Source organism: Rhodococcus sp. P-2 (assembly GCF_016598535.1).
Classification (GTDB): domain Bacteria; phylum Actinomycetota; class Actinomycetes; order Mycobacteriales; family Mycobacteriaceae; genus Rhodococcus_F; species Rhodococcus_F baikonurensis.
This window is the reverse complement of record NZ_CP066779.1, coordinates 1,123,014-1,140,400: the sequence shown is the minus strand read 5'-3', so window position 1 is coordinate 1,140,400 and position 17,387 is coordinate 1,123,014. Positions and strand designations below refer to the sequence as shown.

The window sequence follows — 17,387 nt, the reverse complement described above, 5'->3', positions numbered from 1 at the left end:
AGTTCAGTGCTGGATATGAACTTCACCCCAAAATCATGTTCTACCCAAGACCGTTGGTGATTGCACTCAGTGATGAGTGTGGTTGAAAGTCCGGGAGTGCCCGGCGGCCCACGTAGGTGAACGAGGTAGGGGGATAGCTTGATGTAGTGGTTCTACAGTTTGCCTGGTTATGCACTGCTTTGCGTTGCATCGTTACGCTGATTCGTAAGCCTCTTCTTCATGTTTCCTCTGTACGCCCCGTGCGCTTGCGCCGGGGCGTTTTGCGTGTCGCGGACTGTGTCTTCTCGGGTTCACCCCGATGAGGTGCAGCGGTTCCTGAGTGGGACAACGACTGTCACGAGAGGAGGCGAAGTATGGCAAAGCCTGAGAAGGTTTCCGCAGTTGCGGAAATCACCGAGCAGTTCAAGGGTTCGACCGCCGCTGTGGTCACGGAATACCGTGGCCTTTCGGTTGGCAACATCACGACACTGCGACGCGCTCTCGGAGAAGGTGCCACCTACTCCGTCGCCAAGAACACCCTGGTCAAGCGTGCCGCCGCAGAGGCTGGCATCGAGGGCCTTGATGACCTGTTCGTTGGTCCGACCGCCATTGCATTCATCAAGGGCGAACCGGTCGACGCTGCGAAGGCTCTGAAGAACTTCGCTAAGGACAACAAGGCGCTCATCATCAAGGGCGGCTACATGGACGGCGCTGCGCTGTCCGTGGAAGAGGTCAACAAGATCGCGGATCTCGAATCCCGCGAAATCCTGTTGGCAAAGCTTGCCGGCGCGATGAAGGGCAACTTGGCAAAGGCCGCAGGCCTGTTCAATGCTCCCGCTTCGCAGATGGCCCGTTTGGCCGCTGCCCTGCAGGAGAAGAAGGCTGCAGAAGGCGGAGCCGCAGAGGCCCCCGCAGAGGCTGCCACCGAGGCTCCGGCCGAGGCCGAAGCCGAAAGCTGATCCGCACCCGCGCATCACTGCTATAACCCCGCCCGGTCGCGGATCAGCGACATGGGACTTACAGGAAGGACCGCCACAATGGCGAAGCTCAGCACCGAAGAGTTGTTGGACCAGTTCAAGGAGCTCACCCTCCTCGAGCTCTCGGAGTTCGTTAAGGCATTCGAGGAGACCTTCGAGGTCACCGCTGCTGCTCCCGTCGCCGTCGCCGCTGCAGGCGCACCGGCTGCCGGCGCAGAAGCTGCTGAAGAGCAGGACGAGTTCGACGTCGTCCTCGAGTCGGCTGGCGACAAGAAGATCCAGGTCATCAAGGTCGTCCGTGAGGTCGTTTCCGGCCTCGGCCTGAAGGAAGCCAAGGACCTCGTCGAGAGCGCTCCGAAGGCCATCCTCGAGAAGGTTGCCAAGGACGCCGCAGAGGCTGCCAAGGAAAAGCTCGAAGCTGCCGGCGCAAAGATCGTCATCAAGTAAGACGGTTTTCCCGCTGCTCTTCGCGAGTAGTAACGAAGAGGGCCACTCCCCACGGGGAGTGGCCCTCTTTTTTTGAACTTTTTTCGCGGGTGATATGTCGGAATCCATGCAGGTGGGAGGGGTGTCCGAACTAGGCTGTGACCTGAATTATGCTTCTTCCCTACTCGTTAGTAGTATTCGCAGTCACGGGTACCACTCCCATGCGATAGAGTGACCCAACCCACACGGGTGCATGCATGCAACGGACGTCGCGGAGGTAATGGTGGGAGTCGAGGTAGCGGTACAAGGACTGACAAAGTCTTTCGGGTCGCAGAGGATTTGGCAGGACGTGTCGTTGACACTTCCCGCGGGTGAGGTCAGCGCACTGCTCGGGCCTTCGGGTACCGGTAAGTCGGTGTTCCTGAAGTCCCTGATCGGACTGCTCCGCCCTGAACAAGGCTCCATCGTCATCGACGGCACGGACATCCTGCAGTGCTCCTCCAAGGAGCTCTACGAGATCCGCAAGCTGTTCGGCGTTCTCTTCCAGGACGGCGCGCTGTTCGGCTCGATGAACTTGTACGACAACATCGCCTTTCCCCTTCGTGAGCACACCAAGAAGTCGGAATCCGATATCCGCAAGATCGTGATGGAGAAGTTGGACCTCACGGGTCTGGTCGGCGCCGAGGACAAGCTTCCCGGTGAGATCTCCGGCGGTATGCGCAAGCGTGCCGGTCTGGCGCGTGCACTCGTGCTCGATCCCGAGATCATCCTCGTCGACGAGCCTGACTCCGGTCTGGACCCGGTGCGTACGACGTACATCAGCCAGACGCTGATCGACATCAACGCCCAGTCCGACGCGACGATTCTGATCGTCTCGCACAACATCAACCTCGCACGTACGGTGCCGGACAACATCGGCATGCTCTTCCGTCGTCAGTTGGTGATGTTCGGTCCTCGCGAGGTGCTGCTCACTTCGGACGAGCCCGTCGTCAAGCAGTTCCTGAACGGAACGATGATCGGTCCGATCGGTATGTCGGAGGAGAAGGACGAGGCTCAGATGGCGCACGAGCAGGCGCTCGTCGACGCCGGTCACCACGCTGGTGGTGTCGACGACGTCGAGGGCATCGTGCCGCAGATGAAGGCCACCCCCGGAAACCCCGAGCGTCAGGCTGTTCGTCGTCGCCAGGAGCGCGTCCGCCAGATCATGCACACCCTCCCAGCTAACGCTCAGGCGGCAATTCAGGACAGCCTGGACGAGGTTGACGGAACTGGGCAGTACGATCCCCAGTACGCCGAAGCGAGCGGCTATCAGGGGGAGTGGAACGACAACTCGCAAGACACGCAGGTCATTCCTGCATACGAGGGCGATCCCTACGGAAACACGACACACGGGCAAGGGTAGGCATATCGGATGGGGGTTACCCGCAACTCGGTTCTGAGTCCGGTCAACGGAGCATTAACTCAGGCCGGAAACATCGTCGAACTGTTCGTCGACGTCGTCAGGAATACGTTCCGGCGTCCATTTCAGTTCCGTGAGTTCATCGAGCAGGCCTGGTTCATCGCCAGCGTGACAATTTTGCCGACGGCATTGGTAGCCATCCCTTTCGGCGCCGTCGTCTCACTGCAGACCGGTTCGCTGATCAAGCAGTTGGGTGCAGAATCGTTCACCGGCGCTGCCAGCGTCCTGGCGGTGATCCAGCAGGGTAGCCCTCTGGTGACAGCGTTGCTGGTCGCCGGTGCGGCCGGATCGGCCGTGACGGCCGACCTCGGTTCGCGAACCATTCGCGAAGAGATCGACGCGATGGAAGTCCTCGGAATCAATCCGATTCAGCGCCTGGTGGTTCCGCGTGTACTCGCGATGGTGCTGATCGCTGTGCTGCTCAACGGACTGGTGTCCGTGGTCGGTATCGCGGGTGGTTACTTCTTCAACGTCATCCTGCAGGGCGGTAACCCCGGTGCTTACATCTCGTCGTTCTCAGCTTTTGCCCAGCTACCGGACATTTGGAGCGGTGAGATCAAAGCCGCGGTGTTCGGTGTCATCGCTGGTGTGATCTCCGCGTACAAGGGACTCCACCCGTCCGGTGGCCCGAAGGGCGTCGGTGAGGCGGTGAACCAGGCCGTCGTCATCACGTTCCTGCTGTTGTTCTTCGCCAATCTGATTCTGACGATGGTGTACCTCCAGATCGTGCCGGCGAAGGGATCTTGACCTAAATGACCATCGCACGAGGCCGCGGCGATCAGTTCCTGCTGAAGAGCCGCAAAGTTGCCAGAATTCCAGTGAACGCGTTGGACCGCGCAGGCGAGCAGATGTCGTTCTACGCGCGCGCCATCGCGTGGACTCCGCGCACCCTGCACCGGTATCGGAAGGAGACGCTTCGGCTACTCGCCGAAGTGACGTTCGGTAGCGGTGCGCTCGCAGTCATCGGCGGAACGATCGGCGTCATCGCGATGATGTCGGGATTCACCGGTGTCGTCGTCGGTCTGCAGGGCTTCGCAGCTCTCGAGCAGTTGGGAAGCTCGGTTCTGACCGGCTTCCTCTCCGCCTACGTCAACACCCGTGAGATCGCTCCGATCGTTGCGGCCCTTGCGCTCTCGGCCACGGTCGGTTGTGGTTTCACCGCGCAACTCGGTGCCATGCGAATCTCCGAAGAGATCGACGCACTGGAGGTCATGGCAGTTCCGTCGGTGCCGTTCCTGGTCACGACGCGCATGATCGCCGGCTTCGTCGCCGTCATCCCGCTGTACATCGTGGGTCTACTCGCGGCGTACCTCGCCTCGAGAGTGATCAGTACGGTGTTCAACGGGCAGTCGACTGGCTCGTACGACCACTACTTCAATCTGTTCCTGCCACCGCAGGACGTGCTGTATTCGTTCGCGAAAGTCCTGGTCTTCGCCTTCGTGCTGATTCTGATCCACTGCTATTACGGTTTCCATGCCTCGGGTGGTCCCGCAGGCGTCGGTGTGGCCGTCGGCCGCGCAGTTCGCGCCGCAATCGTGACGATCGCCGTTCTCGACTTCTTCCTCAGCCTTGCTATCTGGGGAACCACGACGACTGTGAGGGTGGCCGGATGATCGAGGCTCCGTCAGTCCTGCGCCGCCGTGTGCTCGGACTCGTGTTCTTCGTGGTGTTGGCCTTGTTCTTGGCCTTCACCATCGGAACCTTCAACAAGACGTTCAAGGACGTCGTGAAGATCGACCTCGTGACCGATACCGTCGGAAATGCCTTGCCACCCAACGCTGACGTCAAGGTTCGTGGGCTGCTTGTGGGCGAGGTGCGGTCCGCGTCGACGAAAGACGGCCAGGTCACGTCGGTCCTCGCGATCGAGCCGGACAAGGCCGATCTGATTCCGTCCAATGTCACGGCGCGTCTGCTTCCGAAGACGCTATTCGGTGAGCGATACGTCTCCCTGATCATTCCGGAGGGAACCACCGCGACCCCGATTTCCGCGGGAACGGTGATCCACCAGGACAAGAGCGGCAATGCTGTCGAGGTCGGCGACGTTCTGGACGGGCTGCTCCCACTTCTGCAGGCCATTCCGCCGCAGGATCTGGCGAACACTCTCGGTTCTCTCGCGCAGGGTCTGACGGGGCGCGGCGCCGAGCTCGGTCTGACGGTCGATCGTCTCGAGGAGATCTTCCGCGGCGTCAACACCGAGCTGCCCGCGGTGCAAGAGGATCTGCGCAAGTTCGCGGACTTCTCCCAGACGTACTCGGACGCAGCGCCCGATCTGATCAACGCTCTCGACAATCTGCGGACCACGGGTAACACGGTGGTGCAGAAGCAGGACCAGTTGCGGACACTGCTGGCGTCGCTCACCGTGACATCGTCGGACACCGCAGCCTTCCTCGAAGCGAACTCGTCCTCGATCATCACGCTCGCTGCGGATTCTAAGGAAGCTCTCCAGCTTCTGGCTCAGTACTCACCGACCTTCGGGTGCACGTTCAAGGGCTTCTCGGACACCGCTCCGGAAGCTGCCAAGATCCTGTCCACCGACGCGCCCAATCCTGGTGTGCGTGCGAGTATTCAGATCGTGAACCCCAAGGGTCGCTACCTGCCCAACCAGGACGAGCCACGACTCGTCGACAACCGCGGCCCGGTTTGCTACGACAACGTCACCGAGCCCGGTCGTCCGTTCCCGCAATACCCCGGCGGTTCGTACGGTGACGGTTCCTACCAGGTTCCTTCCCGCAATCCAGGTCCCGCCACCATGGAATTCCTGCCTGCACCCGAGGGCTCCGGACCTCAGTTGTTCTCGACCAACAACAGCGGTCCTGCTCAGCAGGCCGGCTACGCGGGCTCGAAACTCGAAGAGGATACGTTGAAGGTGATCTACGGACAGGCCAACGGTGTTGCGCCGGACGATGTTCCGGCGTGGACCACGATGGTCAGCGCTCCGGCATTCGCAGGTGCGGAGGTGAGCGTCCAATGAGAGGACTCGCAGCTCCGCTGACAAAGCTCATCATCTTCGTGGTGGTGACGGTCCTGGCGACAGGACTGCTGGCAGCCAGCATCGCCAACCTCGGCGGTGGTGGCGGTACCAAGTTCAACGCCGTCTTCTCCGACGTCACGTCGTTGAACGAGGGCGACGAGGTCCGCATTGCCGGTGTTCGTGTCGGCCAGGTCGAGAAGATCGCCATCGTCAACGACAACCAGGCCGAGGTTCAGTTCTCGGTATCCGACCGTGATTGGTTGCCGGCCAGTTCCATTGCCACCATCCGGTTCCGCAACCTGGTGGGGCAGCGATACATCTCGCTCTCGCAAGGTGAAGGCAGCCAGGGCAAGAAGATCACCGGCGGCGATACCCTGCCGCTGTCCCAGACGCGCCCGGCAGTCAATCTCACGACACTCTTCAACGGCTTCAAGCCGCTGTTCACCACCCTGAGCGCGGACGACGTCAACAAGCTGTCGTACCAGATCATCCAGGTCTTCCAAGGCGAATCGGGCACCATCAGCGAGCTCGTGCGCAACACCGCGAGCCTGACCAACACCGTCGCGGACAAGGACGCCGTCATCGGGGCGGTGATCAAGAACCTCAACGACGTTCTCGACACCGTCAACGCGAACGACAAGAACCTCGATTCACTGATCGTCAACACCCAGCAACTCGTCACCGGGTTGGCCAACGAGCGTGGCGTGGTCGGTTCGGCCGTCACCTCACTTGCGGGCCTGACCGACGCAACGGCCGACCTGCTCGAGCCGACAAGGCCGTCCATTCAGGGTTCGATCACGGCTCTCAACACGTTGGCGACCACACTCAACCGTCGGAGTGACGACGTGAACGCGGTGCTCGAAACCTTGCCGGTCAAGCTCGAGAAGCTTGCTCGCGTAGCGAGTTACGGTTCCTGGTTCCAGTTCTACCTGTGCGGAATCGACATCGTTGCCGGTCCAGGACAGTCTGCGTCGCTGAATCTGCCCACCGGCCTGCCGACGGTCAATCAGCCGATTTACACCAACGCGGCCACGCGATGCACTCAAGACGGTATGAGGGAGTTGCAAGGTCGATGAGCAAACGTCGCAGTCCGGCAATGGCCGGAGCCATCGGTATCTTCGTGGTGCTGCTGGCCACTTTGTCCGCGTTCTTCCTCGATTCGCTTCCGTTCGTGGGAGCAGGCTCGTCCTACTCGGCCGAGTTCTCCGAAGCTGCGGGACTCAAGCCTGGTAACGAGGTTCGTATCGCCGGCGTGAAGGTCGGCAAGGTCACTTCCGTCGATCTCGACGGTGACCGTGTTCTCGTCGACTTCAAGGTCAGCGACGCGTGGGTCGGAGATCAAACCTCTGCGTCCATTCAGATCAAGACGATTCTGGGACAGAAGTACCTAGCACTCGATCCGCGTGGAACCGACAACCTCGATCCCAAGGACCGGATTCCGCTCGAGCGCACCACGTCTCCGTACGACGTCGTTCAGGCCTTCTCGGCCGCAGCGGACACGGTCGGCGACATCGACACCGACCAGTTGGCGAAGAGCATGGAGACGTTGTCCCAGGCATTCTCCGAGACACCTGGCGATGTCCGCGCGTCGCTCGACGGTGTCAGTCGGCTGTCGCAGACGATCGCGAGTCGCGATCAGGACCTGCAGAAGCTCTTCGCCGCCACCGGGAAGACGTCGCAGATTCTTGCTGACCGCAACAAGGAATTCACCCAGCTGATCCGGGACGGCGGACTGCTGGTGCAGGAGCTCAACAATCGCCAGCAGGCGATTTCGCAGCTGCTCACCGGAACTCAGCGCGTCTCTCAGCAGCTCACCGGTCTCGTTCGTGACAACGAGGCGGCAATCGGACCGGCGCTGACGCAGCTCAACGGCGTCATCGACATCCTGAAGGCCAACAACGAGAACTTGGACAAGGCACTGAAGCTCTACGAACCCTTCATTCGCTTGTACGCCAACGTGGTCGGCAACGGCCGTTGGTTCGACCAGGTCGTCGTGAACCTCCTTCCGCCGGGTCTGCCGGATATTCCGGGCTACCGTGACCCCGTTCGTACGTTGGGAGGCAACTGATGGCTGATACCGCCGAAGCCGGAAGCGGCTCCAAGAAGCGCTCGATCGCGATCATCGCTGCTGTTCTGATCGGATTACTCGTGATCGGTGGTGCGCTGTGGTGGGTGTTCACTCGCGCCGGGACCACCAAGATCACCGCCTACTTCGACAAGTCGGTGGGTATCTACGACGGGTCCGACGTTCGTGTTCTCGGAGTGAAGGTCGGCACCGTCGAATCAGTCGAACCTCAGGGAGACCAGGTCAAGGTCGAGTTGCGTGTCGATCGTGGGATCGACATCCCCGCCGGTGCCAGCGCCGCTCAGATCACGCCGTCGGTGGTTGCCGACCGCTACATCCAGCTGACCCCGGTCTTCACCGGTGGCGACAAGATGGCCAGCGGTGCAGTAATTCCGATCGAGAAGACGGCGACGCCCGTCGAGGTCGACCAGTTGTACTCCAGCATCGACGAACTCGCGTCGGCGCTCGGTCCCGAGGGCGCCAACAAGAACGGCGCGCTGTCCGATTTCGTCGAGACCGGTGCGGCCAACCTCGAGGGCAACGGCGAAGCGTTGGGGGACAGCATCACCAACCTCTCGGATGCTGCTCGGACGCTGAACGATTCGCGTGACAACATCTCGCTGACCATCAAGAACCTGGATACTTTCGTGGGCGCACTCGCGGCCAACGATCAGCAGGTGCGTCAGTTCAACACTCAGCTGTCGGATCTGACCGGGTTCTTGGCGGGTGAACGCGACGACCTCGGCGCCGCCCTGAATCAGCTGTCGATTGCTCTCGGCGACGTCGCGAAGTTCGTGTCCGACAACCGTGATCAATTGGTCCAGACAACCGAGGGACTCGTCGAACCGACACAGACACTGGCGAACAACAAGGAAGCGCTGGCCAACACGCTCACCATGCTTCCGCTGGCGATCTCCAACCTCGTCAACTCCTACGACGCCGAATCGGGTGTGCTGGCTTCACGTCTGGCGTTCCCCGATCTGCAGAACCCGGCCGGGGTGCTCTGCAAGTTGATGGACCTCGGCAAGCTGTTGCCCGGTGATCCGCGATTCGAGGCGCTGGGACGGCAGATGCAACCGGCCATCGACCAGTGTGCAAATGTCGCCGCGATGACCGATGCAGCGAATCAGGCCGCAGGACTGAATCTTCCCTTCGGCATCCTCGCCGGATCCGAACGTCAGATGCAGGTAGTTCCGGGCACTGTGCCTGGCGTCGTGTCACCGCGACTCAACAGTGGAAACGGGGAGGGCGAGTGAAGCGTTCATTGATAGTCGGCGCCGGACTGTGCGCCGTCCTGATCTCGGCAACCGCCTGCTCGTCCGAGGGCATCTACGCGGTCCCGCTTCCCGGCGGTCCCGATGTGGGTTCCGATCCGATGCACTTGACCATTCAGTTCGACGACGTGCTCGACTTGGTTCCGCAGTCCGCTGTGAAGGTCGACGGAGTTCCCGTCGGGCGCGTCGACGACGTGTCCGTCGGACCGGACGGATGGACCGCGGACGTCGGTATCATCCTCGACTCGTCGGTTGATCTACCCGCCAACGCAATTGCCGCGGTCGAGCAGACCAACCTGCTCGGCGAGAAGTTCATCCAGTTGTCGGCCCCGCCGTCCGGACCGGACTCTGCGAAGCTGGCCGACGGAGACCTGATTCCGTTGGATCGCACTCGCCACGCCACCGAGATCGAGCAGGTTCTCGGCGCATTGTCGCTGCTGCTCAACGGCGGCGGTGTGGGCCAGTTGCAACCCATCGTCGAAGAACTCGGTGCCGCGTTCGACGGTCGCGAAGGCAAGACGAGAAGCCTTCTGGAGCAGGCGAACACACTCATCGGCGGACTCAACGAGCAGCGTGACGACATCACACGAGCGCTCGACGGCCTGGATGTGCTCTCGACCCGCGTCAACGATCAGAACGAGAAGATCGGGAAGATTCTCGAGGAACTCCCCGTTGCGACACAGGTTCTCAACGAGCAGCGTCCGCAGTTGACTCAGATGCTCGCTCAGGTGGATCGACTCGGAACAGTGGGAACCGACGTCCTCACACAGTCCAAGGACGACCTGATCGCCGATCTTCAGGCTCTGCGTCCGACGCTGCAGGCGCTCGCAGACTCCGGTGACGACTTCGTCGGGGCACTTCCGTTCCTGCCGACGTTCCCGTTCCCGGACGGTGTCGAGAAAATTGCACAGGGTGGTTCCGTGAACCTCTTCCTGAGTGTCGACCTGCAGATCGGCAATACTCTCTCGGGTCTCGGTGTCGGACAAGGCGAACCGGAATACCGTCAGCCGAAGTTCGGCAATCCCAAGCCGGTAGTCGATCCGTCGAACCCGTACTACAACGGAAACGGCCCGCGTCCGGGTTGGCCGACGGTGTCACTGCTGCCGATCGCTCCGATCCTGCCGCAGGTTCCCGTTGTCGCCGGTCTTCCCGCCACAACAGCGGGTGATCCGGCAACGCCGGCGCCCGCGGCGAACCCACTCAACCCCATCCAGGGAATGCTGGAACAGTTCGGAATCGGCGGTGATGGACAGTGAGATCAGCTCTGGTCAGATGGCAGCTCGTCGGCTTTGTCGTGGTAGCGCTCCTGGGTCTCATCTACGTCGGCGCCAAGTACGTGCGCCTGGACAACCTCATGGGGTTCGGGCAGTACACGGTCAAGACCGAATTGGCCACGTCCGGTGGAATTTTCACCAACGCCGAAGTGACGTATCGCGGCGTGCCGGTCGGGCGAGTGGGCGACATGTCGTTGACCGAGGACGGAATTCAGGTCGACCTGAAAATCGACAACAGTGCTCCGGAGATTCCTGCGTCGGCCCGTGCCGTCGTGGCTAACCGCTCCGCCATCGGTGAGCAGTATGTCGACCTCCAGCCCGATACCGATCAGGGACCGTTCCTCGAGGACGGCTCGGTGATCGCGGTGGGGGACACCACAACTCCGATCCCGATCGAGGATGTGCTGACCAGTGCCAACGGCTTGGTCAAGTCCGTGCCGGTCGACGCACTCCACACCGTCGCCGTCGAACTCGGTGCAGCGTTCAACGGCAAGGGCGAGGACATTCAGGTCCTGGCCGATTCGTTGTCCGGTCTCTCGCAGTCCGGGCTCGACACTCTGCCTCAGACGCTCGCGCTGATTCGGAACAGTGAGACGGTACTGACGACGCAGTCGGATCAGTCCTCCGCGATCAAGCAGTTCAGCACCGATCTCGATGCCGTGACGGCGCAGTTGCGGACCAGCGATCCGGATATCCGACGCTTGATCGACAACGGCATCCCGGCGAGCGATCAGATCGGCGCCCTGATCAACGAGGGTGGTCCGAGCCTGACGACCGACCTGACAAACCTGGCGGCCACCACCAAAACGCTTGCACCGCGAACGATCGCGTTGCAGCCGTTCCTGATCTTCCTTCCCGGCCTCGCCGCTGCCGCACCGACGGTTGCTCCCGGCGACGGAACGGTCCATCAGGGCTTGGTGCTGGAGACCAACAATCCGCTCTCGTGCACGGTTGGTTACGAAGGCACCATGGCAATCCTGGACGAGATGAAGCGTCAGAACCCCAATTTCGACGACACGCAGCAGGATTTCCCACTCAACACCGCGGCGTCGTGTGAGACGCCGCTGGGCAGCGAGACGGGCGTCCGCAGTGCCAACCGCGTGGTGTACGCCGATCCCGACACGATCCAGCCTTGGGACTTCAAGCCGAAGGTCGATCCGGACAAGTTGAACCTCAACCCGATCGCGACGCAGTTGGCGCCGTTGCTCGGAGTGACACCGAAGTAGACCGATCCGAATGTGATCGAGTTTGTGCAGTTCAGGCTACTGAGTTGTGGCAGTTGACGATTCGCGGCCAGAGGCTGGGCAAAACAGGTAAGTAGGGTAGTGAGTGTGATTCAGAGAAACAGTTCCCCGCAGTCCAGCGGGCCCGAGCAAGTCGAATCGGGAGCGCCGACAACCGGTAGACCGAAGGGGCTGACAGCGTCTCTGATTGCGGTCGGTGTCTTGCTTCTGGCGGCAGTGGTTGCGCTCGGTGTGTTCGGCGTCCCGTACGTCCGGGCGCTCACCACCGACCGCACTACCGCCGAGATGCGTGACGACGCGCTGGTCGGTGCGCAGCAAGTCGCGATCAACCTCAACAACGCGGATTCGGCGAATCTCGACCAGTCGATCGAGAACATGCGTTCTTCGGTGACCGGTGACGAGATGACGACGTACCTGCAGACCGTTCAGGATTCCATCACCGACGAGTTGCGTAACTCGGGCTCGAAGGCTGACACCGAAGTCGTTCAGTCCGCGCTCACCGAACTCAACACCGATGACCGGACCGCCACGGCTCTGGTCGTCGTTCGAGTGACCACGACGCAGGGCAATCAGTTCGTCAAGAATCAGCTCGGCATGCGGCTGGGCATGGTCGAGGTCGACGGGGTCTGGAAGGCGCAGTCAGCTGATCCGATCGGATCGCGACTCGATCTCGGCTCCGGCACTCTGCCGGCGGCCGACGGCTCCACGCCTGCACCTGATGCAACGCCTGCCCCTGGTTCGGGGACCGAGGCACCTGCGTCCGGTGCTCCTGCACCGACAACCGAGGGTGGTGATTCCGGTGGCCAGTAGTTCGTCGAATCTGCACACCGACATCCCTCGAAGGAGAAGCGCGTAATGCCACCCAAACGTCGTACCGGCGGACCGTCCTCCCCGCAGAACCGTCGGCCGAAGATCGCCGGAAGCGCTCGTTCACTCAACGTCCCCGCGGGGACGTCCGATTCGGATTCGGTCGAGCCCACGATCGAAAAGCCGGAAGAAGAAACACAGGAGGCTGTGACATCGGAGGCTGCGAAGCCGACGCTCGCGAAGGCAGAATCCGGAGACGCCGAGCCGCCGAAGCCGGAAACCGACGCTCCGGAATCCACCCCGGTCCCCGATCTCACCAAGCCGGTGAAGACAGCCGCAGACGAACCGAAGGTAGCCGCGGGAGAAGCGGAGGGCGCCGCCCCCACTGCCCCGCAGGCCGACGCGGGGGAGTCGCCGGCAACATCCACACAGCCGAAGGGCAGCTGGCGCCTGGTTGCGATCCTGGGGGCCGCGGCGGTGATCGTCGCGATCGTCGCCGGCATCGCCTTCTTCAAAGTCGGCGCGAAGACGGACGACATCGCCTGGGTGGACGAAGGCGCCACGGCCGAGGTTCTTCGCGTGACGCCGTCGGCGTTGGCGGCAGTCTTCACGTTTTCTCCCGACACGTTCGACGCCGATTTCGACAAGGGTGTCCAGGGACTGAATCAGTCGATGCGTGACCAGCTGACGCAGTACAAGGACACGCAGAAGGCCGGTGTCGAACAAACTCAGACGGCAACGACCGCTGATGTCCCGCTGATCGGGATCACACGACTCGAGAAGGACCGGGCACAGTTGCTCGCCCAACTGAACGTCAGTTCGACGCAGAACGGCGTGGCGGCAGACTCTCGCTCCGGAATGGTCATCGTGAGCCTGGAGAAACAAGACGGAAACTGGCTGATCTCGGAGATTCGCGACCAGTAGCACCTGCGTACCACGACGAGGATCTGGACCGACGCACGATCTCGGTCCAGATTTTTCGTATGTGACGCCGTTGCTGGCTACACTTCCGGTGGCAGTGTTCGAATGCGCGTCACGAATGTTCGAATGCTGCGACACGCGCTCTCGCCCTTGACGGAGCGGTCCGCAAGGTCCACTCTGATCGGTGAACATGCACGGACGAGTGATCGGCAGTCTCACGTCAGTTTCTGAATTCGACCCTCAGTTACACCCGACTCGACATTTCCAGAGTAAGGGTGTACTTTTGGACGTTGCGCTGGCTGCCTCCTGTCCACCCCTCGTCTCAACCGCTGCGAAGTCAAGTACTTCTTGCTTTCTGCGACGGGTTTCGTTCGGGTTGTAACCAGCGAAATTCGAAGCAGATACAGCGGCGGTCGCAACAGCACGGAGCGGCCCGCGTGAGGTGCTGGAAGGACGCATCTTGGCAGTCTCTAGCCAGACCAAGGCAGTTTCCGGAATCCCCGGAGCCCCGAAGAGGGTTTCGTTCGCGAAAGTTCGCGAACCCCTCGAAGTTCCCGGGCTTCTTGACGTACAGACAGATTCGTTCGAGTGGCTGATCGGCGCGCAGAGTTGGCGCGAACGAGCAGCGGCACTCGGCGACAATGCAGTGTCCGGTGGTCTCGAGGACATCCTCGCGGAGCTTTCTCCGATCGAGGATTTCAACGGCACTATGTCGCTGTCCTTCTCCGACCCTCGATTCGACGAGGTCAAGGCCTCGACGGACGAGTGCAAAGACAAGGACATGACCTACGCGGCGCCTTTGTTCGTCACCGCGGAGTTCATCAACAACAACACTGGTGAGATCAAGAGCCAGACGGTCTTCATGGGAGATTTCCCGATGATGACCGACAAGGGCACCTTCATCATCAACGGCACCGAGCGCGTGGTCGTCTCGCAGCTCGTGCGTTCCCCCGGTGTGTACTTCGACATGAGCGTCGACAAGAGCACCGAGAAGGATCTGCACAGCGTCAAGGTGATCCCGGGTCGCGGCGCATGGCTCGAGTTCGACGTCGACAAGCGCGACACCGTTGGTGTCCGTATTGACCGCAAGCGTCGTCAGCCTGTCACCGTCCTGCTCAAGGCACTCGGCTGGACCACCGAGCAGATCACGGAGCGCTTCGGCTTCTCCGAGATCCTCATGGCCACGCTGGAGAAGGACAACACCGCCGGCACCGATGAGGCGTTGCTCGACATCTACCGCAAGCTGCGTCCGGGCGAGCCCCCCACCAAGGAGAGCGCGCAGACCCTGCTGGAGAACCTGTTCTTCAAGGACAAGCGCTACGACCTCGCTCGCGTGGGTCGTTACAAGATCAACAAGAAGCTCGGCCTGAACGCGGGTCAGCCGATCGTTGCATCCACTCTCACCGAAGAAGACATCGTCGCCACTGTCGAGTACCTCGTGCGTCTGCACGCAGGTGACACCTCGATGACGGCTCCGGGCGGCGTCGAGGTTCCCGTCGAGGTCGACGACATCGACCACTTCGGCAACCGTCGTCTGCGTACGGTCGGCGAGCTCATCCAGAACCAGATCCGCGTGGGCTTGTCCCGCATGGAGCGTGTGGTTCGTGAGCGCATGACCACGCAGGACGTCGAGGCAATCACGCCTCAGACGCTGATCAACATCCGTCCCGTCGTCGCTGCGATCAGGGAGTTCTTCGGAACCTCCCAGCTGTCGCAGTTCATGGACCAGAACAACCCGCTGTCGGGGCTGACGCACAAGCGTCGTCTGTCCGCCCTCGGCCCGGGTGGTCTGTCCCGTGAGCGCGCCGGCCTCGAGGTTCGCGACGTTCACCCGTCGCACTACGGCCGCATGTGCCCGATCGAGACCCCGGAAGGCCCGAACATCGGCCTGATCGGTTCGCTGTCGGTCTACGCACGCGTCAACCCGTTCGGTTTCATCGAGACCCCGTACCGCCGCGTCGTCGACGGACAGGTCACCGACGAGGTCGACTACCTGACCGCTGACGAAGAAGACCGCCACGTGGTCGCGCAGGCCAACTCGGCCATCGACCGCGAGGGTCGCTTCACCGACTCGAAGATTCTCGTCCGCCGTAAGGGTGGCGAGGTCGAGTTCGTCGCGTCCTCCGACATCGACTACATGGACGTTTCGCCGCGTCAGATGGTGTCCGTCGCTACCGCGATGATTCCGTTCCTCGAGCACGACGATGCAAACCGTGCCCTGATGGGCGCGAACATGCAGCGTCAGGCTGTCCCGCTGGTTCGCAGCGAGGCGCCTCTCGTCGGAACCGGCATGGAGCTGCGTGCAGCTGTGGATGCCGGCGACGTCATCATCACCGAGAAGACCGGTGTCGTGGAGGAGATCTCCGCGGACTACGTCACGGTGATGGCTGACGACGGAAGCCGCAAGACGTACCGGATGCGCAAGTTCGCGCGTTCCAACCAGGGCACCTGCGCCAACCAGCGTCCGATCGTGGACGAGGGACAGCGTGTCGAGGCCGGCCAGGTTCTGGCCGACGGCCCTTGCACCGAGAACGGTGAGATGGCGCTGGGCAAGAACTTGCTCGTCGCGATCATGCCGTGGGAAGGCCACAACTACGAGGACGCGATCATTCTGTCGCAGCGTCTCGTGGAAGAGGACGTCCTGACCTCGATTCACATCGAGGAGCACGAGATCGATGCCCGCGACACCAAGCTCGGTGCCGAGGAAATCACTCGCGACATCCCGAACGTCTCCGACGAGGTCCTCGCCGACCTCGACGAGCGCGGCATCATCCGTATCGGTGCCGAGGTTCGTGACGGCGACGTGCTGGTCGGAAAGGTCACGCCGAAGGGCGAGACCGAGCTGACCCCCGAAGAGCGCCTCCTTCGCGCCATCTTCGGTGAGAAGGCTCGCGAGGTTCGTGACACGTCCCTCAAGGTTCCTCACGGTGAGACCGGCAAGGTCATCGGAATCCGCGTGTTCTCGCGTGACGAAGACGACGATCTGCCTCCCGGTGTCAACGAGTTGGTCCGCGTCTACGTGGCACAGAAGCGCAAGATCCAGGACGGCGACAAGCTCGCCGGCCGCCACGGCAACAAGGGCGTCATCGGCAAGATCCTGCCGCAGGAAGACATGCCGTTCCTCTCGGACGGCACGCCTGTCGACATCATCTTGAACACGCACGGCGTCCCGCGTCGTATGAACATCGGTCAGGTCTTGGAGACCCACCTCGGGTGGATCGGCAAGACCGGCTGGAACGTTCAGATCGCGTCCGACGGCTCTCGTCCCGACTGGGCTGCGACCCTGCCGGAAGAGATGCTGTCCGCTCCGGCCGACTCGAACATCGCCACCCCGGTGTTCGACGGTGCGAAGGAAGACGAGCTCACCGGTCTCCTCGGCGCGACGCTGCCGAACCGTGACGGCGAGCAGATGGTCGGACCCGACGGAAAGGCCACTTTGTTCGACGGCCGTTCCGGCGAGCCGTTCCCGTACCCGGTCTCGGTCGGTTACATGTACATCATCAAGCTGCACCACTTGGTCGACGACAAGATCCACGCTCGTTCGACCGGTCCGTACTCGATGATCACGCAGCAGCCTCTCGGTGGTAAGGCCCAGTTCGGTGGCCAGCGCTTCGGTGAGATGGAGTGCTGGGCGATGCAGGCCTACGGCGCGGCTTACACGCTGCAGGAACTGCTGACCATCAAGTCTGACGACGTGGTCGGTCGAGTCAAGGTGTACGAAGCCATCGTCAAGGGCGAGAACATCCCCGAACCCGGCATCCCCGAGTCGTTCAAGGTGCTCCTCAAGGAGCTCCAGTCGCTCTGCCTCAACGTGGAGGTGCTGTCCTCGGACGGCGCGGCCATCACGATGGCGGACGGCGACGACGAGGACTTGGAGCGGGCCGCAGCGAACCTGGGCATCAACCTGTCCAGGAACGAAGCTGCGACGGTCGACGACCTCGCGAACTAGGTTTCGGTCCCCGGGTTGCTCTTGAAAGAGCGGCCCGGGGG

At 61.9% G+C, this 17,387-nt stretch carries 14 protein-coding genes; all 14 read left to right on the top strand.

Translation table 11 applies throughout. The annotated features are described in order from the left end of the window. The first annotated feature begins 353 nt into the window (after positions 1 to 353). The 14 genes from rplJ to rpoB all read left to right on the top strand — a co-directional run bounded on the left by rplJ (position 354) and on the right by rpoB (position 17,346). Positions 354 to 938: a 50S ribosomal protein L10 gene (gene rplJ, locus I7X09_RS05245; RefSeq protein WP_003942074.1), complete on the top strand. Its 585-nt coding sequence runs from the start codon at positions 354 to 356 to the stop codon at positions 936 to 938. Positions 939 to 1,016: 78 nt separating this feature from the next. After that, complete coding sequence (gene rplL / locus I7X09_RS05240) at positions 1,017 to 1,403, top strand: 50S ribosomal protein L7/L12 (RefSeq protein WP_003941857.1); 387 nt, start codon at positions 1,017 to 1,019, stop codon at positions 1,401 to 1,403. 259 nt (positions 1,404 to 1,662) lie between these two features. Beyond that, the gene (locus tag I7X09_RS05235; protein ID WP_007728450.1) at positions 1,663 to 2,784 is read left to right on the top strand and encodes an ABC transporter ATP-binding protein; all 1,122 of its coding nucleotides are present in this window, start codon (positions 1,663 to 1,665) and stop codon (positions 2,782 to 2,784) included. Positions 2,785 to 2,793: 9 nt separating this feature from the next. Further along, positions 2,794 to 3,588, top strand: coding sequence for an MlaE family ABC transporter permease (locus tag I7X09_RS05230; protein ID WP_003942038.1), 795 nt, complete (start codon positions 2,794 to 2,796; stop codon positions 3,586 to 3,588). A 5-nt stretch (positions 3,589 to 3,593) separates the two neighbouring features. Continuing rightward, positions 3,594 to 4,454 (top strand): MlaE family ABC transporter permease, encoded by an 861-nt coding sequence (locus I7X09_RS05225; protein ID WP_003941894.1) that lies wholly within the window; start codon positions 3,594 to 3,596, stop codon positions 4,452 to 4,454. Then, positions 4,451 to 5,812: an MCE family protein gene (locus I7X09_RS05220; protein ID WP_003942007.1), complete on the top strand. Its 1,362-nt coding sequence runs from the start codon at positions 4,451 to 4,453 to the stop codon at positions 5,810 to 5,812. Before I7X09_RS05225 ends, I7X09_RS05220 begins: the two co-directional genes overlap by 4 nt. Then, positions 5,809 to 6,888: an MCE family protein gene (locus I7X09_RS05215; RefSeq protein ID WP_003941932.1), complete on the top strand. Its 1,080-nt coding sequence runs from the start codon at positions 5,809 to 5,811 to the stop codon at positions 6,886 to 6,888. The genes I7X09_RS05220 and I7X09_RS05215 overlap by 4 nt, the downstream gene beginning before the upstream one ends. Next, complete coding sequence (locus tag I7X09_RS05210) at positions 6,885 to 7,880, top strand: MCE family protein (protein ID WP_003942053.1); 996 nt, start codon at positions 6,885 to 6,887, stop codon at positions 7,878 to 7,880. The genes I7X09_RS05215 and I7X09_RS05210 overlap by 4 nt, the downstream gene beginning before the upstream one ends. Then, positions 7,880 to 9,133, top strand: coding sequence for an MCE family protein (locus tag I7X09_RS05205; protein ID WP_200315917.1), 1,254 nt, complete (start codon positions 7,880 to 7,882; stop codon positions 9,131 to 9,133). The genes I7X09_RS05210 and I7X09_RS05205 overlap by 1 nt, the downstream gene beginning before the upstream one ends. Next, on the top strand, positions 9,130 to 10,407 hold the full coding sequence (locus tag I7X09_RS05200; RefSeq protein WP_003941859.1) for an MCE family protein: 1,278 nt from the start codon (positions 9,130 to 9,132) through the stop codon (positions 10,405 to 10,407). The genes I7X09_RS05205 and I7X09_RS05200 overlap by 4 nt, the downstream gene beginning before the upstream one ends. Further along, positions 10,404 to 11,651 (top strand): MCE family protein, encoded by a 1,248-nt coding sequence (locus I7X09_RS05195; RefSeq protein ID WP_124568225.1) that lies wholly within the window; start codon positions 10,404 to 10,406, stop codon positions 11,649 to 11,651. The genes I7X09_RS05200 and I7X09_RS05195 overlap by 4 nt, the downstream gene beginning before the upstream one ends. Before the next feature lie 99 nt (positions 11,652 to 11,750). Next, positions 11,751 to 12,479 carry a hypothetical protein gene (locus I7X09_RS05190; RefSeq protein ID WP_124568226.1) on the top strand — a complete coding sequence of 243 codons (729 nt, stop codon included), beginning with the start codon at positions 11,751 to 11,753 and terminating at the stop codon, positions 12,477 to 12,479. A gap of 45 nt (positions 12,480 to 12,524) precedes the next feature. Beyond that, complete coding sequence (locus I7X09_RS05185) at positions 12,525 to 13,400, top strand: hypothetical protein (RefSeq protein ID WP_200315915.1); 876 nt, start codon at positions 12,525 to 12,527, stop codon at positions 13,398 to 13,400. Positions 13,401 to 13,839: 439 nt separating this feature from the next. Beyond that, positions 13,840 to 17,346: a DNA-directed RNA polymerase subunit beta gene (rpoB, locus tag I7X09_RS05180; protein WP_003942068.1), complete on the top strand. Its 3,507-nt coding sequence runs from the start codon at positions 13,840 to 13,842 to the stop codon at positions 17,344 to 17,346. The last annotated feature ends 41 nt before the right edge of the window (positions 17,347 to 17,387 follow it).